Annotated in this window: 21 protein-coding genes; 10 read left to right on the top strand and 11 right to left on the bottom strand. The window is 60.3% G+C overall.

What is annotated here, in order from left to right; genetic code table 11:
• Window position 1: 1 nt before the first annotated feature.
• From MRBLPB4O_RS11450 to MRBLPB4O_RS11425, 6 genes are read right to left on the bottom strand one after another with little or no spacing between them, the layout of a single operon-like run.
• On the bottom strand, window positions 2-853 hold the full coding sequence (locus tag MRBLPB4O_RS11450; protein WP_341798499.1) for an SDR family oxidoreductase: 852 nt from the start codon (window positions 851-853) through the stop codon (window positions 2-4).
• A 3-nt stretch (window positions 854-856) separates the two neighbouring features.
• The gene (locus MRBLPB4O_RS11445; protein WP_341798498.1) at window positions 857-1648 is read right to left on the bottom strand and encodes an enoyl-CoA hydratase/isomerase family protein; all 792 of its coding nucleotides are present in this window, start codon (window positions 1646-1648) and stop codon (window positions 857-859) included.
• A gap of 10 nt (window positions 1649-1658) precedes the next feature.
• Complete coding sequence (locus tag MRBLPB4O_RS11440; protein ID WP_341798497.1) at window positions 1659-2447, bottom strand: enoyl-CoA hydratase-related protein; 789 nt, start codon at window positions 2445-2447, stop codon at window positions 1659-1661.
• Window positions 2448-2457: 10 nt separating this feature from the next.
• Window positions 2458-3255 carry an enoyl-CoA hydratase-related protein gene (locus MRBLPB4O_RS11435; RefSeq protein ID WP_341798496.1) on the bottom strand — a complete coding sequence of 266 codons (798 nt, stop codon included), beginning with the start codon at window positions 3253-3255 and terminating at the stop codon, window positions 2458-2460.
• Window positions 3252-4403, bottom strand: a complete 1152-nt coding sequence (locus MRBLPB4O_RS11430) for a thiolase (RefSeq protein WP_341798495.1) — start codon at window positions 4401-4403, stop codon at window positions 3252-3254. The genes MRBLPB4O_RS11435 and MRBLPB4O_RS11430 overlap by 4 nt, the downstream gene beginning before the upstream one ends.
• A 58-nt stretch (window positions 4404-4461) precedes the next feature.
• Window positions 4462-4830: an OB-fold domain-containing protein gene (locus tag MRBLPB4O_RS11425; protein WP_341798494.1), complete on the bottom strand. Its 369-nt coding sequence runs from the start codon at window positions 4828-4830 to the stop codon at window positions 4462-4464.
• A 376-nt stretch (window positions 4831-5206) separates the two neighbouring features.
• On the opposite strand from MRBLPB4O_RS11425, the gene MRBLPB4O_RS11420 reads away from it, so the two are divergent.
• From MRBLPB4O_RS11420 to MRBLPB4O_RS11400, 5 genes are read left to right on the top strand one after another with little or no spacing between them, the layout of a single operon-like run.
• Window positions 5207-6385 carry an acyl-CoA dehydrogenase family protein gene (locus MRBLPB4O_RS11420; protein WP_341798493.1) on the top strand — a complete coding sequence of 393 codons (1179 nt, stop codon included), beginning with the start codon at window positions 5207-5209 and terminating at the stop codon, window positions 6383-6385.
• Between the two features lie 49 nt (window positions 6386-6434).
• The gene (locus MRBLPB4O_RS11415; protein WP_341798492.1) at window positions 6435-6914 is read left to right on the top strand and encodes a MaoC/PaaZ C-terminal domain-containing protein; all 480 of its coding nucleotides are present in this window, start codon (window positions 6435-6437) and stop codon (window positions 6912-6914) included.
• Window positions 6915-6916: 2 nt separating this feature from the next.
• Window positions 6917-8203 (top strand): CoA transferase, encoded by a 1287-nt coding sequence (locus MRBLPB4O_RS11410; RefSeq protein WP_341798491.1) that lies wholly within the window; start codon window positions 6917-6919, stop codon window positions 8201-8203.
• 23 nt (window positions 8204-8226) lie between these two features.
• Complete coding sequence (locus MRBLPB4O_RS11405; protein WP_341798490.1) at window positions 8227-8991, top strand: glucose 1-dehydrogenase; 765 nt, start codon at window positions 8227-8229, stop codon at window positions 8989-8991.
• Between the two features lie 25 nt (window positions 8992-9016).
• Window positions 9017-9793: an enoyl-CoA hydratase-related protein gene (locus MRBLPB4O_RS11400; protein ID WP_341798489.1), complete on the top strand. Its 777-nt coding sequence runs from the start codon at window positions 9017-9019 to the stop codon at window positions 9791-9793.
• A gap of 230 nt (window positions 9794-10023) precedes the next feature.
• Here the strand turns inward: MRBLPB4O_RS11400 and MRBLPB4O_RS11395 are convergent, their stop codons facing one another.
• Together MRBLPB4O_RS11395 and MRBLPB4O_RS11390 are read right to left on the bottom strand one after the other, a co-directional pair.
• On the bottom strand, window positions 10024-11259 hold the full coding sequence (locus MRBLPB4O_RS11395; protein ID WP_341798488.1) for a CaiB/BaiF CoA-transferase family protein: 1236 nt from the start codon (window positions 11257-11259) through the stop codon (window positions 10024-10026).
• Between the two features lie 22 nt (window positions 11260-11281).
• Window positions 11282-12082, bottom strand: a complete 801-nt coding sequence (locus tag MRBLPB4O_RS11390; RefSeq protein WP_341798487.1) for a crotonase/enoyl-CoA hydratase family protein — start codon at window positions 12080-12082, stop codon at window positions 11282-11284.
• 162 nt (window positions 12083-12244) lie between these two features.
• Between MRBLPB4O_RS11390 and MRBLPB4O_RS11385 the strand changes: the two genes are divergently transcribed.
• The 5 genes from MRBLPB4O_RS11385 (at window position 12245) to MRBLPB4O_RS11365 (ending at window position 19418) form a co-directional block, all read left to right on the top strand.
• On the top strand, window positions 12245-14752 hold the full coding sequence (locus MRBLPB4O_RS11385; RefSeq protein ID WP_341798486.1) for an alpha/beta fold hydrolase: 2508 nt from the start codon (window positions 12245-12247) through the stop codon (window positions 14750-14752).
• A 79-nt stretch (window positions 14753-14831) separates the two neighbouring features.
• Window positions 14832-16439 carry an MFS transporter gene (locus MRBLPB4O_RS11380; RefSeq protein WP_341798485.1) on the top strand — a complete coding sequence of 536 codons (1608 nt, stop codon included), beginning with the start codon at window positions 14832-14834 and terminating at the stop codon, window positions 16437-16439.
• Window positions 16440-16502: 63 nt separating this feature from the next.
• Window positions 16503-18143, top strand: coding sequence for an electron transfer flavoprotein-ubiquinone oxidoreductase (locus MRBLPB4O_RS11375; RefSeq protein ID WP_341798875.1), 1641 nt, complete (start codon window positions 16503-16505; stop codon window positions 18141-18143).
• A gap of 43 nt (window positions 18144-18186) precedes the next feature.
• Window positions 18187-18963: an enoyl-CoA hydratase gene (locus tag MRBLPB4O_RS11370; RefSeq protein ID WP_341798484.1), complete on the top strand. Its 777-nt coding sequence runs from the start codon at window positions 18187-18189 to the stop codon at window positions 18961-18963.
• Window positions 18964-18971: 8 nt separating this feature from the next.
• Window positions 18972-19418, top strand: coding sequence for a PaaI family thioesterase (locus MRBLPB4O_RS11365; RefSeq protein ID WP_341798483.1), 447 nt, complete (start codon window positions 18972-18974; stop codon window positions 19416-19418).
• Between the two features lie 104 nt (window positions 19419-19522).
• On the opposite strand, the gene MRBLPB4O_RS11360 is transcribed toward MRBLPB4O_RS11365, so the two are convergent.
• The 3 genes from MRBLPB4O_RS11360 to MRBLPB4O_RS11350 are packed head-to-tail and all read right to left on the bottom strand — an operon-like array spanning window position 19523 to window position 24368.
• Window positions 19523-20878, bottom strand: coding sequence for an MFS transporter (locus tag MRBLPB4O_RS11360; protein WP_341798482.1), 1356 nt, complete (start codon window positions 20876-20878; stop codon window positions 19523-19525).
• The gene (locus MRBLPB4O_RS11355; RefSeq protein ID WP_341798481.1) at window positions 20875-23274 is read right to left on the bottom strand and encodes an MMPL family transporter; all 2400 of its coding nucleotides are present in this window, start codon (window positions 23272-23274) and stop codon (window positions 20875-20877) included. Before MRBLPB4O_RS11355 ends, MRBLPB4O_RS11360 begins: the two co-directional genes overlap by 4 nt.
• Window positions 23275-23285: 11 nt before the next feature.
• Window positions 23286-24368: a YCF48-related protein gene (locus MRBLPB4O_RS11350; protein WP_341798480.1), complete on the bottom strand. Its 1083-nt coding sequence runs from the start codon at window positions 24366-24368 to the stop codon at window positions 23286-23288.
• Window positions 24369-24408: the final 40 nt, after the last annotated feature.

The following is a 24408-nucleotide window of genomic DNA, read 5'->3' as shown; positions in this document are numbered from 1 at the left end:
GTCAGCTGCGCCCCTGGCCGCGCATCGCTTGCCATTGCTCTTCATTCCAGTCCTGCATGGCACGGAAGCTGGGCCCGCCAACCCCTTGCATCCAGCGCCCGCCATCAATCACCACCATTTCGCCCGTGATGTAGGACGAACCATCGCAAGCCAGGTAGCTGTAGAGGTCAGCCAGCTCACGGTGATCGCCAAAGCGCCGCAAAGGCACGCTCTTTTCCTGCGGCTCCACCTGCGAACCTGGCGGATAGAGCTGCTCCCAGGCACCTGGGGTGGGGAACAGGCCCGGTGCTACGCAGTTCAGACGAATGCCCTTGGGCCCCCACTCCACGGCCAGGCTGCGGGTCATGGCCAGCACGCCAGCTTTGGCCGCTGCGCTGGGCGCGGTGAAGGCCGACCCCGTCATGGTTGGCGTGGACACCGTACTGATCACATTGCCCGGGCGCCCTTCAGCAATCCAGCGCTTGCCAGCTGCAATCGCACAATAGAAGCTGCCGTGCAGGACAATGTCCAAGACCGCATCTACTGCTCGCGGCGACAAGGTTTCGGTGCGCGCGATGAAGTTGGCGGCGGCGTTGCACAGCAACACATCCAACGGGCCACTGCGCCATACCTCTTCCATCATGGCTTCGACCGATTCGGCGTCACGCACATCAGCTTGCACGGTGGCGACACGTGCCCCCGGCAGTGCAGCGCGGAACTCTTCGGCAGTCGCTTCAAGCACTTCCTTGCGGCGCCCGGCGATCACCAACTCAGCGCCCAGCTCCAGGTAGCGCTTGCCAATACTCTTGCCCAGCCCCGTGCCGCCGCCGGTGATGAGGATTTTCTTGCCAGCCAAAAGGTCGTTTGCGTACATGCTTCAATTCCCGCTGAAAGTCGGTTGACGTTTTTCCATGAAGGCCGCAACGGCTTCCTGGTGATCCTGGGTCTGGCGCGTCAGCGGGTTGAGGTCGACCTCACGGCGCCAGGCGGCCTCCACGCTGTCACCCCCACGCACCAGCGAAGCTTTGAGCAACGCCAATGTCACAGGTGGCAGTTGAGCCAGCTTCTGGGCACGCTGCACCGCTGCCTCCAGGGCCTGCCCCGGCGCCACCACCTGATTGAACAGCCCCAGTTCGCCAGCTTTGACGCCGTCGAACGGTTCGGCGCTGAGCATCAACTGGCGGGCCTTGCCGGCACCGACTTTCTGCGGCAGGGTCCACAACAGCCCCGTATCGGGCAACAAACCCACCTTGACGAAAGAGCAAGCCAGCTTGGCCGACTCACTCCCGACGGTCAGGTCGCAGGCCGCGGCGAGCGACAGTCCAGCCCCCATGCAGTTGCCTTCAACAGCTGCCACCACAGGCTTGTCGCCGGTGAAAATCAGACGGAATAGCCGGACCCCGATGCTGATGCGCTCACGCATGTCCAGCAACGAAGACGGAGCGGTGGTCATCTCCGAAAGGTCACCTCCGGCACAGAAGTGTTCACCTGCACCGGTCAGCACGATGGCGCGGCAAGTGTCGTCCTGATGATGAAGCCGGTGAAACGTCTCCAGCAGTGCCAAACGCATCTTCAGTGAGAAGGCGTTGCGACGCTCCGGGTAGTTCATGGTGACAATTGCCACCCCGCCCCGATGCTCGACCTGGACGATTTCGCTGTGTTGAGTCATCACAGGTTCCTTATTGGCCGGTAAATACAGGGGCGCGCTTTTCGAGGAAGGCATTAGCCGCCTCCAGGTGATCGCGCGACTGACGCAACAACGGCTGATAGTCGATTTCGGCGCGTAACGCAGCGTCCATCTCGTCTGCTGAAAACGTCAACGCGGTCTTGGTCAAGGCCACGCCCAGCGGGGGTAATTTGGCCAAAGACTTGGCGTACTCGATGGCTACGCTCAGCGCCTGTCCTGGCTCGACCACTTGATTGGCCAAGCCAATGCGCCCGGCTTCGACGCCGTCAATTTCTCGCGCCAACGACAGCAGCTCGCGCGCCTTGGCGGGCCCCACCCTGTTTTGAAGGGTCCACAACACGCCGGTGTCAGGAATCAGCCCTATACGCAGGAAGGCGGCGCAGAACCGTGCGTTCGATGCCGCTACCAGGTAATCGCTCGCCACGGCCAGCGACAGGCCGGCGCCGAATGCCACGCCTTCCACTGCCACCACAACAGGCTTGGGGCCACCGAGCAGGTCGCGCACCACTTCGCAGGACTCTGCAAGGATCTCTCGGCTCTGCAGTACGGTGCGCTTGGTCATCTCGGAAATGTCAGCGCCGGCACTGAATTGCCCGCCAGCGCCTGTCAGCACCACAGCCCGGGACTCAGGGTCGGCGACCATGAGCCGATGCACGGTGTCGCGCAACGCCAGGCGCATCTGGCGCCCCATCGCATTACGGCGCTCAGCATTGTTGAGGGTGATGATGGCCACTTCGCCATCGCGGGTAACCTGAATGCGTTCGTCGGTATGTTCGGACATCGTGCTCTCCTCAGTTGCCAACGAACACGGCAGGGCGTTTTTCCATGAAGGCTTTTGCTGCCTCCTGATGGTCCTGGCTGCGGCGCATGATTGGCTGCAGGTTCACTTCGGTCTCGATCGCTTGATCCAGCGAGCCGATGCCGTTGGCCAGCGCAGCCTTGAGGTGTGCGACAGCCAGGGGTGGCATCCGCGCATACTGGCGAGCCACCTCCAATGCGGCTTGGCGAGTGTCGCCAGCGGGCGCGAGCTGGTTGGCAAAGCCGCTATGCAAGGCTTGCTCGCCATTGAATTCATCGGCGGTGAGCATCAGTTCACGCGCTTTCCCAGCGCCCACGCGCTGAGCGAGCGACCAGAAAAGCCCGGTATCGGGCATCAGCCCAACCTTGACGAATGCGCAGGCATAGCGGGTATCGGGCGCAGAGACCACGTAGTCACTGGCTGCGGCGAGCGAAACGCCTGCGCCCATGGCAAACCCCTCGACAGCAGCGATCACCGCTTTAGGCCCTTCAACCAGCAGGCGGAAGATGTTCAGCGGCAGCAGGTTGCGTTCGCGGTACTCCATCACCGTGCGGTCTTTCATTTCGGAGATGTCGCCACCCGCGCAGAACACCCCGTTGGCGCCGGTCAGCACAATGGCCCGGCATTCAGCGTCGTGATACATGAGGCCATAGAGGCGCTCATACAGTGTTTGGCGCATTTTCAGCGAGAAGGCGTTGCGCCGCTGGGGGTAGTTCAAGGTAACGATGGCGACGCCTTCGTCGTACTCGACCTGGACAATATCGTCGGTATTTGCCTGGACCTCGCTCACAGCGTCTCCTCCGTACCCAGGATCAACGTTGCCTGGCTCGACAGCACACCGCCATTGCCGTGGGCGATCGCCAGCTTGGCGTCGGCCACTTGCCGCGCGCCGCATTGCCCCATCAGCTGCTGGGTGGCTTCAACCATGGTGAACAGGCCGTACATGCCTGGGTGCACACACGACAGGCCGCCCCCGTTGGTATTCACTGCGAGCCGGCCACCGGGTGCGATCGCGCCGCCCGATACAAAGCGCCCGCCCTCGCCTTTCGGGCAGAACCCAAGGTCTTCGAGAAACAGAATCGGATTGATGGTGAAGGCGTCATAGAGCATCACCACATCGATATCCGAGGGGCTGACACCGGCCATCTCATAGGCACGCTGGCCAGATTCCCGCGCAGCGGTAACCGTCAGGTCTGCCATCGACGCAATCTCACGGTGCGTGGTAGCAGAACCGGCGCCCAGTACATAAGCAGGGCGTTTGGCCAGATCACGGGCACGGTCGGCCCGAACCATGACCACCGCTGCAGCACCGTCGGTCACCAGGCAACAATCGCGTACGGTCAGGGGGTCAGAAACCATGCGCGCACCCAGCACGTCGCTGATGCTCAGCTCATCGCGCATGTACGCATCGGGGTTGAGTTGCGCCCACTTACGCGCCGCAACGGCAACCTCGGCAAGCTGTTCACGGGTGGTGCCGTACTGATGCATGTGCCGTGCGGCCGCCAGCGCGTAGGAAGACACAGGGTTCATCGGCCGATAGGGGGTTTCCCAGGGCGACGGGCGTGAAGACTGCACCAGTTTGCCCGAGGCGCTTTTCTGGTTGCTACCGTAGGCAATCAGTGCGACATCGATCTGCCCCGAGGCCAAGGCCATCGCGGCAGTATGGGCATAGATCTGGAATGCCGAACCACCGGTGCGGTTGTTGTCGGTGAACCGGGGGTGAATGCCCAGGTACTCAGAAAAGGTAAGCCCAGAGAGCATGTCGTCAGGCACACTGACGAACAGCCCATCCACATCAGCAGGTGTCAGCCCCACCTGCGCCAGGGCACGTACGCTGGCAGCAGCGGCCAGGTCCATGGACGACAGCCCTGGCGCCTCGCCCATCCCGTATGTGGCTCCCGCCACGATGGCTGTTTGTCCACGAAGACTTTGTTTCATAGTTTCCTGCCTTTGTTGTTATTGCTGCAGGTTGCGAATGGTTTTGCCGTGCGTCAGGTCAGGCTGGCTCGAACACCAGCAACGGCGCGCCATCGTCGAGCTGAACGATCTTTGCCCGCACGCTCATGCCTATCTGCACGTCTTCGGGCGCCACACCCTCAACCCGGGACATCATGCGCACGCCCTCCTCCAGGTCGATCAAGGCGACGTTGTAGTTAGGGGTCGGGGGGCGCTGACGGACCACGGTGGAGGAATACACCACACCGCGGCCACTGGCCTGTACCCACTCCAGGTCGGTATTGCCGGTACCGGGTTGAGCTACGCGGGGGTAGAAGCAGTAACCACCGTTCTGGCGACTGCGCTGCAGCATGAAACGCCCCTCAGTGAGGAACTGTTGGTAATCCGATTCTGGCAACAGGCTTTGCATAAGCCCTCCGTTGAGCTGCAGAATTAGTTTTTATGAACGATGTTCCGAATGCTAAACGCTGACATCTTGATCCGTCAAGCTGCTCGATACCGTTTCCCCTCCTCTTATGCACTATGCCAAACGGCGTTTCCATTATTTTCTGCGCTTTCCCACCCCTTGTGTCTGCAGCCCAGTAACTCCGCGACACGCCTGAACACCCGCCTGGCTTGGCTCAAGTACAAAATCAGAACCCGCGATGACGGTTTACCCGCTCAGTGCGCCTTGACACCCTCAACATACGTCGTTTACTTTTACGAACAGCGTTCAGAATAACACTCCACCCCGAACGACATTGAACGCAGTGGGTGAGCAGTCCTCGATGGGAGCCAACAGAACCGTGAACTACGAATTGACCGATGAGCAGCGTGAGATCCAGGACTTGATTCGTCGGGTCGCTCGGGAAAAAGTTGCGCCACGCGCAGACGAGATCGATCGCACGGCGCAATACCCCCATGACATGTTCGCGCTTCTCAAAGAGTTGGGGCTGTTCGCCCTGCCGTTTCCGACTGAATACGGTGGCACCAACAGCTTGCTGTCGGCCTGCATAGCCGTCGAGGAACTGGGGCGTGTCTGCTACAACACCGGCTACCTGCTCGTTGTGCAATGGACGCCGTTCGGGGCAATCCTCGCTGGCGGAACCGAGGAACAGAAGCAACGCTTATTGCCAGGTCTTGCCAGCGGCGACCTGCGCGGTGCCCTGTCGATCACCGAACCGCAAAGCGGCTCGGATGTCTCCGGCATCAAGACCTCTGCACGCCGTACCGAAGGCGGCTATGTGCTGAACGGCTCGAAAATCTGGTGTACCAACTCCAACATCGCCGACTTCATCCTGGTCGCTGCCAAGACTGTCGCCGAGGATGGCACGGGCTTGGGCATCAACCTGTTCATCGTTGATCGCGATACGCCCGGCCTTACGATTGGTGCGCCAGAAGACAAGATGGGAGCCAGGGGGGTAGCAGCCTGCCCGCTGTTCTTCGATGACGCCTTCGTGCCGGTCGCCAACCGCCTCGGCCCCGAGGGAGGCGAAGGTTTCAAGATCGCCATGGAGGCGCTCAATACCAGCCGTCCACTGGTGGCCGCCAGGGCGGTGGGGTTGGCTCAGGGCGCCATCGATCATTCGGTGGACTACATCCAGAACCGCGTCACCTTCAAACAGAAAGTCAGCGACTTCCAAGGCATACGCTGGATGATCGCAGACATGGTCACCCAGACCGAAGCTGCCCGCCAGCTGGTCTATCGCACCGCGTCCATGGTCGATGCCGGCGTTACCGGCCGCACACTCGCCCCCATGGCGGCCATGTCGAAGATGTTCGCCTCGGACGTGGCGATGAAAGTCGCCACTGACGCCGTGCAGCTGTTCGGGGCCGCAGGCATTTCCAATGAATACCCGATCAACCGCTACTTCCGCGACGCCAAGGTGGTGCAGATCATCGAGGGCACCAACCAGATTCAGCGAAACATCATTGCCGACAGCGTGCTCGGACGTGTTGCCCGCAACGACGCCAAACCCCGTTAAGTCGCAATCAGTTGCAGTTCCAAATAACCAACCTTAGGGAACAACAAGAATGGAACAGATCGAAACCGTGGGCCTTGGCATTCACTGGGAAGACCTCCCGGTCGGGCGCCGCTTCAAAACCGTGGGCCGCACCGTCACGGAGGCGGATGTTGTCAACTTCGTCTCCGTGACCGGCATGCTCGAAGTGCTTTTCACCAATGTCGAATTCCTCAAGGAACAGTCCGCCATCAAGGGCCGCGTTGCCCCTGGGGCCCTGGTGTTCACGTTTGCAGAAGGCTTGCTTACCCAAGCGACCATGCAAGGGGTGGGTTTTGCGTTCCTCAATATGGAACTGGACATCAAGGGCCCGGTATTCGTCGGTGACACCATTCATGTCGAGTGTGAGGTCATCGAGTGCCGCGAAAGCAAGGGCCGGCCTGGGCTGGGCCTGGTGCGTACCCGCAACCGCATCTACAAGCAAGATGGCACGCTGGTGCAGGAGTACACCCCCCTGCGCCTCGTTAAAGGCAAGGACTACAGGGCTGACTGATCATGACCCAACGGGCATTGGCACAACCCACCGGCCCGCTGTCGGGGCTGCGTGTGATCGACCTCACGATCAACGTCCTTGGCCCCGTCGCCACTCAGATTCTGGGCGACATGGGGGCGGACGTGATCAAGGTGGAACCGCCAACCGGCGATCAAAACCGACAGAACGGCCCGGGTCGAAATCCCGGTATGTCGGTGTTCTACCTCATCATGAACCGCAACAAACGCAGCGTGGTGCTCGACCTCAAGCAGCCGGCGTGCATGGAGGCTTTGCTCAAACTGGTTGAAACAGCCGATGTCGTCGTGCATAGCATGCGGCCGAGCGCAGCCAAGCGGCTGGGCATCTGCTATGAAAAACTGAGCGCCCGCAACCCCAAGATCATCTACGCCTTCGCGCCTGGCTACCGTAGCGACGGTCCGTACGCCAACATGCCGGCGTTCGATGACGTTATCCAGGGCGAGAGCGGTCTGGCGGCGATCAACCGCGATAGCGACGGCCGCCCGCGCTATTTCCCAACGGTCATCGTCGATAAATTCTGCGGTTACGTACTGGCCTCCTCCATCAGCATGGCCTTGCTGCACCGCGAGCGCACCGGCCAGGGACAGGAAGTGCGCGTCCCGATGATGGAGACCATGCTGCAGTTCAACTTGTTCGAACACCTCTGGGAGGGCGCGCTGGGCAAGTCCGACGGCCTGGGCTACACCCGAATGTTCTCGGCCAATCGCCGGCCATACGCGACGCGCGACGGCTACATCTGCCTGCTGGCGGTCAATGACGAGCAGTGGCGACGTGTGTTGACCGCAATCGGCCGGCCTGAGCTGCTGGAAGATCCTCGCTTCTGCCGCATGACCGAGCGCATGCGCCATATCAATGAGTTGTACAGCATCCTTGGGGAAGTGATCGCCACGCAGACCTCCGGGCACTGGGAAACCTTGTTCGATGAGGCCGACGTACCCCATGGTCAGGTCCGCGAACTGCACGACATGATGAATGACGAGTATCTGAAGGAGACCGAATTCTTCAAGAAAGTCCAGCATCCGACCGAGGGGGAACTGGTCATGACCTCGATCCCCGTGGAGTTCTCCGCCTCCCCTGGCAACGTGCGCTATTTGCCCCCGAATCTGGGCGAACACAGCAGTGAAATCCTCGGCGAGCTGGGCTACAGCCATGAGCAGATCAGTGCCCTTTGCGCTGGTCGTGCAGCGGCTGCAGCGACGGCGCCGGCACCTGCCCTGCACGCAAGCGCTGAGGGCATGAATCCTGAAGCCGCGGCTCAGCCGCGTCCCTGATAAAAGACTCAAAGGTACTCGTGATGAAAGGACTGAAAGATAAAGTCGTAGTAGTGACCGGGGGCGCGGGTGGCATTGGTAGCGCCATTTGCAAACGCTTCAGCGAAGCCGGCGCGGTTGTGGCCGTGTTCGACCTGAACACCCAGGCTGCAAGCGCCTTGGTTGGCGAAATAGAAGCAGCCGGTGGTCGCGCCCGCGACTACGGCGTCGATATCACCGACCATGAAGTAGTCCACGCGGCAGTAGCGCGCGTGGAAGAAGAACTGGGCCCCATCGACGTGCTGGTCAACAACGCTGGCTGGGACACAGGTGCGTTCTTCCTTCAGACCGAAAAGCCGTTTTGGGACAAGGTTGTCGCCATCAACCTGTACGGCCCGCTCAACATGCACCATGCAGTATTGCGCCGGATGAGCGAGCGCGGGCATGGCCGTGTGGTGAATATCTCTTCCGACGCCGGCCGCGTTGGCTCCTCGATGGAGGCTGTGTATTCCTTCTGCAAGGGCGGCCTGATTGCCTTCAGCAAAACCATGGCGCGGGAAATGGCCCGCCAGCAGATACCGGTCAACGTCGTGTGCCCAGGGCCTACCGCAACAGCATTGCTGGACAACCTCGCCCAGGGCGAAAAGGGCGAGCGGATCAAGGCCGGGCTGGTCAAGGCAGTGCCGTTTGGTCGCATGGGGCAACCAGACGACATCGCCGGGACGGTGCTGTTCCTGGCCAGTGACGATGCTGCGTTCATCACCGGCCAGGTGATCAGCGTATCTGGCGGCTTGACGATGGTCGGCTGAGCCTGAATTTTTTAAGGAGTGAAGCATGGAATTCCAAGATATCCTGTACACCGAAGACAACGGCATCGCCACCATCACCATCAACCGTCCCCAGGTCTACAACGCCTTCACCGCCAACACCTGTGAGGAACTGATACAGGCGTTCAGCCAAGCCGGCTACAACAAGGACATCGGCGTAGTGGTGCTCACCGGCGCGGGTGACAAGGCCTTTTGCACCGGCAGCGATCAATCCGGCGGTAGGCACAAGGGGCGCGGGGTGGTAGGCCTGCCGATCGAGGAGCTGCAAAGCATTATCCGTGACATCCCCAAGCCGGTCATCGCGCGTGTCAACGGTTACGCCATTGGCGGCGGTAACGTGCTGGTGACCCTCTGCGACCTGGCGATTGCCGCCGATACAGCGCAGCTTGGGCAGGTGGGGCCGAAGGTTGGCTCGGTCGACCCAGGCTTCGGCACCGCCCTGCTCGCCCGCCTTGCCGGTGACAAGCGTGCGCGCGAAATCTGGTACCTGTGCAAACGCTACACCGCGCAGCAAGCTCTGGACTGGGGCCTGGTCAATGCGGTTGTGCCGGCAGACCAGCTGGATGCCGAAGTCAGAAAATGGTGTGACGACATCCTGCAGATGAGCCCGACCGCCATTGCATTGGCCAAGCGCTCCTTCAATATGGATAACGAGAACATTCGTGGCATTGGCGCATTCGCCATGCAAGCCCTGGCCATGTACTACGACACCGAAGAGTCCAAGGAAGGCGGTAATGCCTTCCGCGAGAAACGCAAGCCTGAGTTCCGAAAATACGTGAAGTGATCATCCGAATGCTCGCACGATGACTGCTGTCAGCCCCTGGTGCGCATCGCCAGGGTGACTGCGGGGTTATCGGCGCACCTTGGCTTGGTACCCTTTTGCCGCCCGCTTTATGCCGGCGGCGTTTTTTTGCCCTGCATTCATGCCGATTCCCAGCAAAAGAAAACCCGGCTACGCAAAGCGGGCCGGGTGGGGTACAGGCAACGACGGAACAGCGGTGGCGCCACTCTGCGCTAGATCACACGCTTCTCACGCAGCGCTTTTATTTCAGTCTCATCCAGGCCCAGCCATTCGCCCAGGATGCTGTCGGTGTGCTCACCCTGGGTTGGCGGTGCCTTGTAGTCAACGATGGGGGTAGCCGAGAACTTGACCGGGTTGGCGACCATCCTGACCTTGCCATTCGCTGAAGAGGCGTGCGGACTTTCCACGCACATGCCACGTTCCTGCACATGCGGGTCGGCGAAGACTTGTTCCAGGTTGTTGATAGGGCCCGCCGGCACGCCTGCTTCATCCAGGGCGCGAAGTAAGTCAAGCACTGTCCACGTGGCCACCAATGGTTCGAACACCTCGCCCAGGGCACGGCGGTTGACCACGCGCAGGGGGATCTCGGCGAACCGCGCATCCAGCGTCAGCTCCGGATGGCCGAGCACCTCACAAAAACGGGCGTACTGTTCGTTGTTGCCGGCAACAATCATGATGTCGCCATCGGCACAGCGGAACATACGCGAAGGCATGCCGCCATTGCCCTCGGTGCCCCGCCTTACTGGAACGTCGCCCGACACCAGGTATTGGCTGGCGTAGTGGGAGGTCGATGCGATCAAGGCATCGAGCAGGGCAATGTCGATATGCTGCCCCGGGGCACCATTGACGTCGCGCGCATACAGCGCCGCTTGAATGGCATAGGCCGCGTATTGGCCAGCCAGGATGTCTGCCAGACTCGGCCCGGTTTTCATGGGGCCGCCGCCGGGGGTTTCATCGGGTAAGCCGGTGATGCTCATCAACCCGCCCATGGCCTGGAAGATCGAATCGTAACCGGGTCGCGGAGCGTAAGGGCCGGTCTGGCCGAATCCGGTCAACGAGCAATAGATCAGCTGCGGGTTCACTTCCCGCAACGAGGCGTAGTCCAAGCCATAGCGCTTGAGGTCTCCCACCTTGTAGTTTTCCAGCAGAACGTCGCACTTGCCCACCAACTGGCGGATCAGCGCCTGGCCTTCGGGTTTTGCAATGTCACACGTGATGGATTTCTTGTTGCGGTTGGTGCTGATGTAGAACGAAGACTCTCGCGTGTTCTGCCCCTGCGCATCCTGCAGGAAAGGCGGGCCGAACTGGCGTGAATCGTCACCTTTGCCAGGCCGTTCGATCTTGATCACCTCAGCCCCAAGGTCGGCAAGCATCTGCGCGGCCCAGGGGCCGGCGAGGATGCGGCTCATGTCGAGCACACGAACATTGCTAAGCGGGCCCTTACTCATCGTCGTTTCCTCTCTTTTTTTGTTATCGCCCAACAAAACGGGCAGGCCGCTTTTCGATAAAGGATTGCACGCCTTCTTTGGCATCTTCGGTATTGAACAGCCTGCGCTGGGTATTGGCAATCGAGGCATAAGCCGCTTGCCAGCCATGGTTTACCGCCGTACGAGCGTTCTGCAAAGTCGCTTGTACCGCCAGCGGCGCCTGCTCGGCAATGCGCTCCGCCAGCTCGATGGCGCGCTGCAACTCCTCGCCTACCGGTACGACTTCTTGAACAAAATTGAGTCGCAGCGCTTCGGCGGCATCGAACTCGTCTCCGGTGAGCAGCAGTTTCATGGCATTACCCCAACCTGCACGCTCCACAAACCTGAACGTGGCGCCGCAACCGGCCATGATCCCGCGTTTGACTTCGATTTGCGAAAAGCGGCAATTCTGCGCAGCGATGACGATATCCGCAGCCAGCATCAACTCGATGGCAACAGTGAAGCTGATGCCCTGCAGTGCCATGACCATGGGCTTGGTACGAATCGGTTCACGCAGGCCGAAAGGGTCGACTTCGGCAGGTGGTATGTAGGGTTTACCTTCCTTGCGCAGTGGCGCGCACTTCGGCATGTCCAGGCCAGCCGTAAAGTGGTCGCCTTCGGCATACAGCACGCCTACGCGCAGCTCAGGATCTTCTTCCAGACGGGTATAGGCAGCCGCCAGCTCGGCAAACATCTTTGGCGTGAACCCGTTACGCTTTTCAGGACGATCGATGCCGATAAGCAACAAGGGGCCTCGCTGCTCCAGCTTTATACGACCATCCGGGTCGCGTTGAGCTTCACTCATGGGGGGCAATCCTCTTCAGACTAACGGTTGATGGAGGCCTTCACTGCTGACGCATCGCCGTGCCATGCCCTGCTCCCAGATTGAAATCCGCCTTGGTGCTGAGCTCAGTGCGAAGCTGCGACGCATCAAATATCTTCACATAGTAGAACATCGGTCTTATATTTGAACAACACTTTACCTGCCAACCTTGCCAACGTGAATGCCATGACTCCTCAAGAAAGCTCGTCACAAATCGCTCCAGGGGCTCTTCCCGGCTTGTCTCTGGCCTGCGACGTCGTCCGTCATTGGGCTCGCGTCACCCCCCATGCACCTGCTCTGAGTGACGCCAGCCTGGCGCTTGACTATGGTTTGCTGGCCCGCGCCATCGATGAAGTCAGTGAGCTGCTAAGCGCGAGGGGTGTCACTGTCGGCGATCGGGTCCTGATTGTTGCGGAGAACAATATCGGCGCTGTGGTCGCACTTTTTGCCTGCCAAGCGCTGGAAGCGTGGCCGGCGGTGGTCAACGCAAGATTGCCAGAGGCAGAGCTGGCCGGATTGCAAGCACTCGTTGAACCCCGCGTGTGCGTGTATGCCACTGCGGACAGCATGGCTTGCGCAGCACATGCCCAAAGCGCAGGCGCGGCGCGAGTCGAGGGTTTGTTGGCCGGGGCGCTCGCGGTAGGCGCCACCCATGCGCAAGTTCGCGCCGAACCGCAAATGCCGGATGCCCAGGTGGGTCTACTCATCTTCACCTCCGGCACCACCGGCCAGCCCAAGGCGGTCATGCACAGCCATGCGGGGCTATTGGCGCTAGGCTCCATTCTCAGCCGCTCGCGCCAGGTCAGTCCGACGGACTGTTACAACGGCGTCGCACCTCTCGCCCATATCATGGGCGTGGCGAACCTGATGTCGGTGATGGTCGCCGGTGCCAGCCTGCGCTTGATGGGGCGACTCGAACTGCCACAGCTGGCCAACGCCATTGCCCAAGGTGACATCTCGCACTTGTCATTCGTACCGACGGTTTACGTACGTTTGCTCGATTACATCGCCACGCAAAAGCTCGATGTGTCAGGGCATCGTCTGCGCTACATCAGCAGTGGCGGCGCACCACTCGATCACACGCTGCAGCAGCGTGTACAGGCATTGTTCGGGTTGCCGCTGGTCAACGGCTACGGCATGACAGAATGCGCACCGGGAGCGCGTACCCGGGCCGATCGCACAAGCGAGCCCGGCACTGTCGGCTTTGCTGAAGAAGGCGTGGAGCTTCGCTTTGTCGATAACCACGGCCTTGACGTGCCCGAGGGCGGCATCGGCGAACTTTGGATGCGTGCCCCCGCCACGATGCTCGGCTACTACCGCAACCCGGCCGCAACCGCCGCCACCTTGCGCCCAGGCGGCTGGGTCGCAACCGGCGATCTGGGCCGCCGGCTGCCGGATGGCGCCGTGGCGGTGGTAGGCCGGCAAAAGGAAATGATCATTCGCTCAGGTTTCAATGTCTATCCCGCCGAGGTCGAGGCCGCGCTCAACAGCCTGCCGGCTATCGTCGCCTCAGGTGTTGTTGGGCGAGCGCTTGCCGATGGTGATGAGGAAATCGTTGCCTTCATCGAGGTTCGCCCCGGCCACGAAATTGATGCACAACAGATCGATTGTGCGCTACGCGAGCTGATTGCTCCCTATAAGCGCCCTAACCGCATCGTCTTCTTGGCGCAACTGCCCCAAGGCAGCACGGGCAAGATCTGGAAAGCCAAACTCGCCAGCTTGGCTGCTGCCCTGGACAGTTCGCCGGAAGCTGCCGAGGAATTACCGGCGCCTCGATACATCGAGGCTCAGCCCTGGTTGTTGCGCGCCGTGAATACGCCCACGCTCTCTCATTATGTGCAATGCACGGATACCCGGCTGCACTACCGCAGCTGGAACGCAGGCGACTCCAGCAAGCCGGTACTCTTGTTCGCCCACGGCTATCGGGCAAACAGCCACTGGTGGGATTTCATCGCCCCCTTCTTCATTGATCGGTACCGCGTTTATGCAATGGACTTCTCGGGTATGGGTCAAAGCGGGCCACGCAGCAGCTACAGCGCACAAGCTTTCACCGACGACCTTATTGCCATTCTCGAGAACGGATTAGGTCCCGCCACCGTGGTTGGCCATAGCTATGGCGGACTGCGCACCTTGCGCGTCTGCGCCGATCGCCCAGACCTGGTTCAGCAGGCAGTGATAATCGACAGCCGGGTTCGCTTCCTCGATGAGCCCAAGTCAGCATTCCCTCTTCCCCCAGCGCGCAGCGGCAGCGCTCGGCATTACCCCGACTACCGCACGATCCGCGAACGCTATCGAGTGATCCCCGCACAGCCATTGCCCCTTGCCGATACCTTCGAGCATGTCGCATTCCACACCATCGCCTCTAGCCCGCAGGGCTGGCACTGGCGACTCGACCCTGCCCTGCCATTCACCCTCGCCGAGACCGATGGCGATGCTTTGCTGGAGAGCATCGATGTCCCGGTGGATTTCGTCTACGGCGAAGAGAGCATCGTCGTTGAACATTGGCGTGCAAAAAGGATCGCTGCCCGGCTGCGTCATTGTCGCGGTGCTATCGGTATTCCCAACAGCCATCATCATCTGATGTTGGATCAACCGCTTGCGCTTGTGTCGGTACTGCGTGCATTGCTGGCTTCACAGAAACAGCCCGGTTGACAGTATCGCGCAAACGCATTCAGAATCATAAACAGCGTTCACAATAACAAACCGGGCCATTAGGCCCCACGGACCCTGTATGCAGCCAGACGGCCAGAGCACTCCTGGAGCCTCACCGGCAGTCAACCTGCCACCGCTGAGCTACCCGCTGTTCCGCGCCGTATGGTGCGCAACCCTCACAGCCAACATCTGCTTGTGGATGCAGAATGTGGCCGCAGCCTGGCTGATGGTTCAGTTCGACCCGTCTCCGTTGATGGTGGCACTGGTGCAGACCGCGATTACCCTGCCTGCATTTCTCTTTGGCCTGCCGGCAGGGGTCTACGCCGACCTGCTCGACAAGCGACGTATCCTGATCTGGACCCACGCCTGGATGTTGGCGGCCACTTTGCTGCTCTACTTGCTGCTGACCAGCGGCCAGCTGACACCTTGGGGGCTTTTGCTGCTGGCGTTCAGCCTCGGTAGCGCAAGCGCCGTCAGCATCCCTGCCTGGCAGGCGACCACCTCCGACGCAGTGCCTCGTACGGTTCTTGGCGCGGCGATCAACCTGAATGCCATCGCCTACAATGCTGCGCGCGCTGTCGGCCCTGCCCTGGCCGGGATCATCATTGCCAATTCCAGCCTGGAATGGGTATTTGCCTTGAACATCGTGCTGCTGGTGAGCGTTCTGGGGATCTTCGTCTTTGCCTATCGACCGGGCACTACCCCGCCCGCGTCCAAAGAGCCCCTGCTCGCCGCCATGCGCACAGGGCTGCGCTATGTTCGGCATGCCCACCCGCTGCACGGTCACATCCTGCGCACGCTTTTCTTCGTCAGCTGTGCGAGCAGCCTGTGGGCACTGCTTCCCTTGGTTGCCGGCACAGACAACGTGGGCGGCTATGGCCTGCTGGTTGGCAGCCTCGGTGCCGGTGCCGTAGTGGGCGGTATCGTCCTGAACCAGCTAAGGCCGCGCATCAGCAACTTTCACCGCCTTTCGACGTTATCCACGTTGGTTTTTCTGCTTGCCATGCTGATCGCCGCCTGGGCCCCCTACTTGATATTGATCAGCGCTACCCTGGTACTCGCGGGTGCAGCCTGGATCAACTTCAATTCGACGACCAGCGCGGCTTTCCAGACAACCCTGCCGGGTTGGGTACGGGCCCGAGCGCTGGCCATCTTCATGCTCACCTTCCAAGGGTCCATGGCAATTGGCGGCATGCTCTGGGGCGCTGTAGCCAACCAACTGGGCGTGTCGTGGACCTTGACCCTGGCAGCCGGCTTGATCGTCCTCGGCATGGCCGTTACCCGCCATTACCCTTTGCGAATGGGGCGAGAGGCAGAGGTCACACTGTCCTCGCACTGGGCTGACCACCGCGTAGCTATCAGCCCAGACGTCAATGACGGGCCAGTGGTGGTGCAAGTCGACTACCACGTGGCCATCGAGCATCAGCAGGACTTCTGTCAGCTGATTTCCCGATTGGGCCACGTTCGCAAACGCGATGGGGCCACGCAGTGGCTGCTCTTTCGAGACCTGGCTGATCCGCAGCGATTCAGCGAACGCTTTGTCACAGCCTCCTGGGGCGAGCACTTGCTGCAACGCCGCAGGAGCACGCTCGCCGATCAAGAACAAGAAAAACAATTGACGCATTACCTGCAGCCAGGGACGACCCCTAGCGTGTCTCACTACCTGCTCGTCGTTCCCACGCCGTAACCGTGAAACCAGACGCCACCGAAGACGTGGCATAGGAGAAATCTGTTGTCCGATCGTGAGTATATGGAGTTCGACGTGGTGATCGTCGGCGCTGGGCCATCCGGCCTGTCCGCTGCCTGTCGGCTAAAGCAGGTTGCTGCCGAGGCAGGCCAGGAAATCAGCGTGTGCGTAGTTGAAAAAGGCTCTGAAGTGGGTGCGCATATTCTTTCTGGCGCAGTGTTCGAACCTCGAGCACTGAATGAATTGTTCCCCAACTGGCAAGCCCTCGGCGCGCCACTGAATACACCGGTGGCGCGAGACGACATCTACCTGTTGCAAGGCCCAGAGACAGCCACCCAGATCCCAGGGTTGTTTGTGCCTAAGACCATGCATAACCAGGGCAACTACATCATTTCACTTGCCAACCTGTGCCGCTGGCTCGGCCAACAGGCAGAGCGCCTGGGCGTGGAGATATACCCTGGCTTTGCCGCCCAGCAGGCGTTGATCGACGACGATGGTGTCGTACGCGGCATTGTCACCGGGGATCTTGGCGTGGACCGGGAGGGCCAGCCCAAAGATGGCCTGTACACCCCGGGGATGGAGTTGAGGGCCAAGTACACCTTGTTTGCCGAGGGCTGCCGAGGCCATATAGGTAAACAACTTATCCGTAATTATCAGCTGGATAGTGAGGCTGATGCACAGCACTACGGTATCGGGATCAAGGAGATCTGGGATATCGACCCGTCCCTGCACCAGCCTGGGTTGGTGGTCCACACTGCTGGCTGGCCGCTCAATGACGACAACCCTGGCGGTTCGTTCCTCTATCACCTGGAGAATAACCAGGTGGTGGTGGGTTTGATCATCGACCTGTCCTATAGCAACACCTACCTGTCGCCATTCGACGAATTCCAACGGTACAAGCACCACCCCGTGGTCAAGCAATACCTGGAAGGCGGCAAACGCGTGTCCTACGGGGCTCGGGCTATCTGCAAAGGTGGCCTGAACTCGCTGCCCAGGATGATCTTCCCCGGCGGGGCGCTCATAGGATGCGACCTGGGGACCTTGAACTTTGCCAAGATCAAGGGTAGCCATACCGCCTTGAAATCCGGGATGCTCGCCGCCGAAGCAGTAGCGGCCGCATTGGCCGCAGGCCGCGAAGGCGGCGATATGCTTGACGGATACGTTGAGGGGTTCAAAGCCAGCTGGCTGTACGACGAGTTATTCCGCAGCCGTAATTTCGGCGCAGCCTTGCATAAGTTCGGCGCCTTGGTAGGCGGGGCGTTCAACTTCATCGATCAGAACATCTTCAGCGGCAAGCTGCCCTTCACCCTTCACGACACCAAGCCAGATCACGCCTGCCTGAAACCCGCCGCCGAATGCACCCGGATTGCCTACCCAAAACCCGACGGAAAGCTCAGCTTCGACAAGCTGTCGTCGGTGTTCCTGTCCAATACCAATCACGAGGAAGAGCAGCCTTGCCACCTGAGGCTTACCGACCCGGACATACCGTTGAACTGGAACCTGCCCCGTTTTGACGAACCGGCGCAGCGCTACTGCCCCGCCGGCGTTTATGAAGTCGTGACACAAGACGATGGCGGCAAGCGTTTCCAGATCAACGCGCAAAACTGTGTGCATTGCAAGACCTGCGACATCAAGGACCCTGCTCAGAACATCACCTGGGTCACCCCTGAAGGCGCTGGCGGCCCCAACTACCCCAACATGTAAGACAACCCAGGCGCCTTATGCGTGTCTGTACAGGAGCGGAATGATGCCTTACGAAACCCTGATTCTGGATAAGCAGGACAAGGTCGGCCTGATACGCCTGAACCGGCCTGAAGCGTACAACGCATTGAACGATCAGCTGATGAATGACCTGACCGCCGCGCTCGACGACCTCGAGGCCGACGACGCCATTGGCGCCATCGTACTGATCGGCAGCGAAAAAGCGTTTGCGGCAGGCGCAGACATCAAGATGATGCGCGAATGGAACATGATGGACGTGTTCAAACGCCAATTCATCACCGCCAACTGGGAGCGTGCTGCGCGCTGCCGCAAACCGGTAATTGCTGCGGTGAGTGGCCTGGCGCTAGGTGGCGGCTGTGAGCTTGCGATGATGTGCGATGTCATCATCGCTGCGGATAACGCCCGATTCGCGTTGCCGGAAATCACCCTGGCCACCATCCCAGGTGCAGGGGGAACACAACGCTTGACGCGCGCCATTGGCAAGTACAAGGCGATGGAGATGATCCTCAGCGGCCGTCCGATGCTCGCCGACGAAGCCGAGCGTAGCGGACTGGTCAGCCGGATTGTGCCACTGGCTGACCTTCAGTCCGAAGCGTTGGCATTGGCGGGAAAAATGGCTGGGTTCTCGCAGCCGGTGGTGGCACTGGCAAAAGAATGCGTCAATCGGGCCTTTGAGAGCAGCCTCAGCGAAGGTGTGCTGTACGAGCGCCGCATGGCCTACGTGACATTCGGTACAGAGGACCAAAGCGAAGGGCTGGCTGCATTCGTCGAAAAACGCCCAGCGCAGTTCAAGCACCGATAGGAGGCCCCATGACCAAGCACCGTTCGCTCCCCACCAAGGCAGTTCGGTATGCTGAATACCGCGTCGAGGTGCCCTTTCTGGACCATCTGGATATCCTTGTCGAACCAGAGCCAGAGCCACCTTGCCTGGTTGTCGAACTTAAGCAAAAGCACCTCAACGGCGCCGCTCAGGCACATGGCGGGCTGATGATGACCTTGCTAGACATGGCCATGGCGGCTGCAGCGCGTACCACTGATGGCCAAAAACGTTCATGCGTCACGGTGGAAATGAAAACCAACTTCCTGCGCCCTGGGGGCGGCAGCGGCGGTCGACTGTCAGCCCGTGGCAAGCTGCGCTACGCCAGCAAGACGTTAGCGTTTTGCGAGGGTGATCTGGTTGACGACGAGGAAAGGCTGGTAGCGACTGCCAGCGGTATCTTCAAATTCGTTAACCTGCCTGGCGATGATGCGCCGTGAGCATCATCGCGCATCGCTAAACAATACCCCTTCGATGGACCCCTTCAAGAGGCGTGCAGTATGACGCCTCTTTTTTTGATGCCGCTCGGCGACTTCCGTACACACTAGCGCACCATGTTTTCCTTCACCGCCAGACGCATCGCCGGCCTGCCCAGGTGCAAGGCCAGCGCGGCCAGAGGCAACGCCAAGGCAAAGATCAATGCCAGTGAGTACCCCACCTTGCTATCGTCTTTGAAGATGAAGTCAGTGAAAGCCGCGACCACCGACGGCCCAGCCCCAATCCCTAGCAAAATCATCACAAACAGATAGACAGATGACAAACGCCCACGCAACTCAGCGGGTGTGGCAATTTGCAATGCCGCTGCTGAGATTCCCATGATCGGGCTCACCAGTATCTGGATGATAAAAAACGCGGCCAGGAACACGTAAGGATCGTGCCACAGCACCCCGACGACTGCGATGGGCACGCTCACCAGCGATGTGAAACAGAACAAGCGCATATGTGCGTCCAAACGCCCGCGCGCGATCTGTCGGTCGATGAGCTGTCCGCATCCCACAGCACCCATTACCCCACCCAGAGTGCCTACCACCCCAAGCCACACACCAATCTGAGCAGGCTTCCAGGCAAACGCGCGATGCAAGTAGGAAGGCGCCCACAACGCCAGCCCGGCAACGGCCATTACACAGAGGGTGTAACCGATATGGTGACAGAAGAAAAACCGCGCGTGCCGGCGTACATGGGCGAACACCTCCCCGAACATGGCAGTTGCGAGCGCGGTGGAAGGCCGAACTGGCAACGTTGTGCGCCTGGCCGGCTCGCGGAAAGTGAATACCAGTAAACCCAGCAATACGCCCGGCAACCCAATGGTAATGAACACCATCTGCCAGGAACGAACCTCACCCACGATAGGCAGCAGTACCGACTCATGCTCTGCCACCAAGCCGACGATCACGCCACCCATCAGGTAGGCCATGCCTGTTCCAAACAGCGAGCCCAGTGAATATACCGCCAGGGCAGTTGTCAGCCGGTGCGCGGGAAAACTGTCAGCCATGAGCGAATAGGCAGCAGGGCTTAACGCGGCCTCCCCCGCCCCCACGCCAATACGCGCCAGGAACAGTTGCCAGTAGTTATGCGCCAGGCCGCAGAAGGTGGTTGAAAGCGTCCATATCGTTACCCCACCAAAAATGACCCAGCGGCGGCTGAAGCGGTCGACCAACCACCCCAGGGGCAGCCCGCAGACCGCATAGAACAGACCGAAAGCAAAACCTTGCAACAGCGACAGTTCAAAGTCGGTGATGCCCAGGTCCCGTCGGATCGGGTCCACCAGCAACGAGATAACCAGCCGATCCAGCAGCGACAACCAATAAAGCAGGAACAAGACCGCAGTCATGTACCACGCGGTCGTGGCCCGGGGGAAAGGTTGCAGATTGGCTGCCAAATCAGGAGTTTCCAATTTCATCGTGCAGTACTCCGCAGCAGGAAGCAGGACAAGGCAGGAATGAGTACCAGCGCACCCAGCATGTTCCAGAGGAACATGAAGGTCAGCAGGATGCCCATATCTGCCTGGAACTTGATGGGTGACCAGGCCCAGGTGATGACACCTGCAGCAAGGGTGATGCCTACCAGTGCTACTACCTTGCCGGTGAACAGCAAGGCACGCCTGTAGGCTTCTGCAAGTGGCACCCCGTTGCGCTGCTGTGCCAATTGCACACTGAGCAAATACAGTGCGTAGTCGACCCCGATACCGACGCCCAAGGCAATGACCGGCAGCGTCGCTACCTTTACCCCAATGCCCAGTGCCACCATCAGCGCCTCGCACAGGATCGACGTCACCACCAGTGGCACCAGCGCCACCACAACCGCTCTCCAACTGCGGAAGGTGATGAAGCACAGAGCGGCAACCGCCAGGTAAACAAACAGCAGCATGGTGCGGTTGGCGTCACGCACGACGATATTGGTCACCGCGTCAATGCCCGCGGAACCTGCAGCCGGCAAGAATTTCAGCTGATCGGAATCATGCTCACGGGCAAAGGCCTCCACCGCAGCCAGGACCCGAGCAAGGGTCTGCGCCTTGTGGTCAGCCAGGTAAGCGATAACGGGCACCAGCGAACAGTCCGAGTTGACCAGGTCCGGGTTGGCCTCCTGCGCACGCAGCACGGAGGTGTTGACCAAGGCCTGGTTATGGCTGATGGTGATCCACTTCGGTGATGCTTCGAAAAGCGCCGAAGACAGCCGGCTGACAGCGCCCGCCAGCGACACCGTGCTTTGCACGCCCGGCACCTGCTGCAGCGCCCACTCCAGGCGGTCAACCTCCATCTGTGTCTGCCATGCTTCGCAGCCGCCGGGCGGCGTCTTTACCATGACCGCAAACTGGTCACTGGAAAGCCCGTAGTCGCCCGTAATGAATGCCGAATCCTGGTTATAACGTGCATCGGGCCGAAGCTCCGGAGCCCCTGCGTCCAGGTCACCTATCTGCAGTTGCAAGCTGATGACAAAGCCCGCGGCCGCCAACGCCATGGCAATGCCGATAGCCATGAGCGCCCACTTGGGCTCGGTGAAGCGTACAAGGACGTCCCAGGCTCCCGGCGGGTTCTGACTCGACTCATGGCTGCGCTGCGCGGCATTAGCCCCCACGCCCAGGTACGACAGGAGGATTGGCAGCAAGATAAGGTTGGTGAACACCAGCACTGCCACGCCAATGCTTGCTGTCAGCGCCAACGATTTGATGACAGGGATGTCAATGATCATGAGCACCCCAAAGCCAACCGCGTCAGCGACCAGAGCCGTCAAACCGGCCAGAAACAGGCGACGGAAAGTAAAGCGTGCGGCGACATACTTGTCCGTTCCTCTGGCGATGTCTTGCATGATGCCATTCATCTTTTGGGCGCCATGGGAAATGCCAATGGCAAACACCAGGAATGGCACCAGTACCGAATAAGGGTCAAGTGAATAGCCCAAAGCCCGCACCATGCCCAGCTGCCAGACAACCGCCACGAGTGAGCAGGCAACCACCAACAGGGTGCTGCGCACGCACCGGGTATAACAGTAAAGGATCACGATTGTGACCAGCGCTGCGACAGCGAAGTACATCATGACCTGGTACAAGCCCGCGATCAGGTCGCCCGCCAACTTGCCGAAGCCAACGATATGGATGCGAATCTTCCCGGGTTTGTCTGGCAGAGCGGAATCTTGCAACGCTCGCACCGCTTCGAGCTGGCCGTGTAGCGTGCCGTAGTTGATCGGCTCGCCGGTGTCAGCATAACGCTCCAGCAGCGGCGCAATGATCATTGCCGAGCGTTGGTCGTTGGCTATCAGGTTGGCCCGTAACCCAGCACGGCTGACATTGGTGCGTAGCTCATTGATGGCCCGAGCGGAGCCGTCATAGGTGTCCGGCATCACCGGGCCGCCACGAAAGCCCTCTTCGGTCACCTCGGTCCAGCGTACCACCGGCATCCAGATTGACTTGACGAAAGAGCGATTTACCCCAGGCATGAGGAACAGTGCATCATTGACCTGCTTCAGCGCCTCGAGGTACTCAGGGTCATAAATGTCACCCTGGGTGTTTTCGACCACAACGCGAAGGTTGTTACCCAGCCCGCGCAGGTCCGCTTTGTTTTCAAGGTAGTTACGGATATAGGGGTGGGACTGCGGAATGATCTCCTCGAAACCAGCATTCACCTGCAGTTTGCTGGTTTGGAAGGCAGACCACACCGTCAGGAAGGCGCACGCCAGCATGATGAACAAGCGGTGATTGAACAGCAGTTGCTCCAGGTAGCTGCCTGAATACGGGTCGAACTGCGCAGCCTCACTGACTGCAGGCCGATCGCCGGCGCCGCTGTCTTGGAAAATGGTCATGCGGGTATTCCTCACTGACGTCCAAGTTCGAGATTCACTACCCCACCAGCACCCACAGCGATCACGGCAGCTTTGCCCGCCGGGGCTACGCCATACAACGGCATGGCTCTTGGGTTGACGATCGGCCGAAAGCGCTCCGCAGCGCTGTCCTCACTCATCAGTACTTCGCCGGCCTGAGTCACCAGCACCACCTGCATATCCTTCAACGAGGTCGCGGCGGTAATCGTGTTGTCAGTACCGGTATTTGCCTTGCGCCAGTGCTGGCCCTGGTCATGGCTGACATACACATTGCCGCGCAGGCCAAATAGCAGCAGGCGGCTACCCTGTTCGAGCATGCCGAACCAGGTGCCGCTGTAGGGTGTCGAGAGAGAGTCGAATCGCCCGGTCTGGAGATTTTTTTGCAACAGCAGCCCTTGTTCCCCCGCCAGGTAGACTTGCCCTGCTTCACCCAACCGGACCGCATTGAAGTGCAATCCGCCTGGGTTGTCGGTCTTGTCAGAGAGCACCTGCCAGCTTTGCCCACCATTTTCGGTTGCGAGCAGCAGGTTGTAGGCGCCGACTGCGTATCCGCTCAGGGCGTCTTTAAAGCGCACGTCCAGAAACGGCCGGCCTGGCCCTTCCACCTTGAAGCGCTCGGCATCCAACAGTGCTAATGACGGACCGGCATCACTTTCATCAGCCTTCGCGGCAAGCGGCTTCCAGTACGCGATCAACAGGTCTGCCAGTGCACGCCCATCCAACTGTTTGAGCCAAGTCTTGCCGCCATCGGCTGAGTGCAGGATGACGCCTCCATGCCCAACCGCCCAGCCCTGATCCGGTGTGGGGAAGTGCACGGCAACAAGGTCTACAGAGACCGGCACCTCGGCCTGATGCCAGGTAGTGCCGTCGTCGGAATATAACGCGTGACCACGGCGGCCCACTGCCACCCAACGCCCCCCGGGCGTTTGGGCGATAGCGGTGAGCATGCTGTGTTGGGCAAGCGTGCTGGGGCGGGCTGGAATGTCCAGCGGGTCGCGGAACTGGGCTGCCGCTGCGCAAGCGACACTCAACAACAGCCCGGCAACGAGCACCAGATTTCGTTGTATCAGTGACATCGGCCACTCCTTGTAGGTGGCCCCGAGCGCCACTGCGCCA

It is taken from the genome of Pseudomonas sp. LPB4.O, from assembly GCF_038383825.1.
GTDB classification, from domain to species: domain Bacteria; phylum Pseudomonadota; class Gammaproteobacteria; order Pseudomonadales; family Pseudomonadaceae; genus Aquipseudomonas; species Aquipseudomonas putida.
This window is presented reverse-complemented; position numbering and strand designations above follow the sequence as displayed.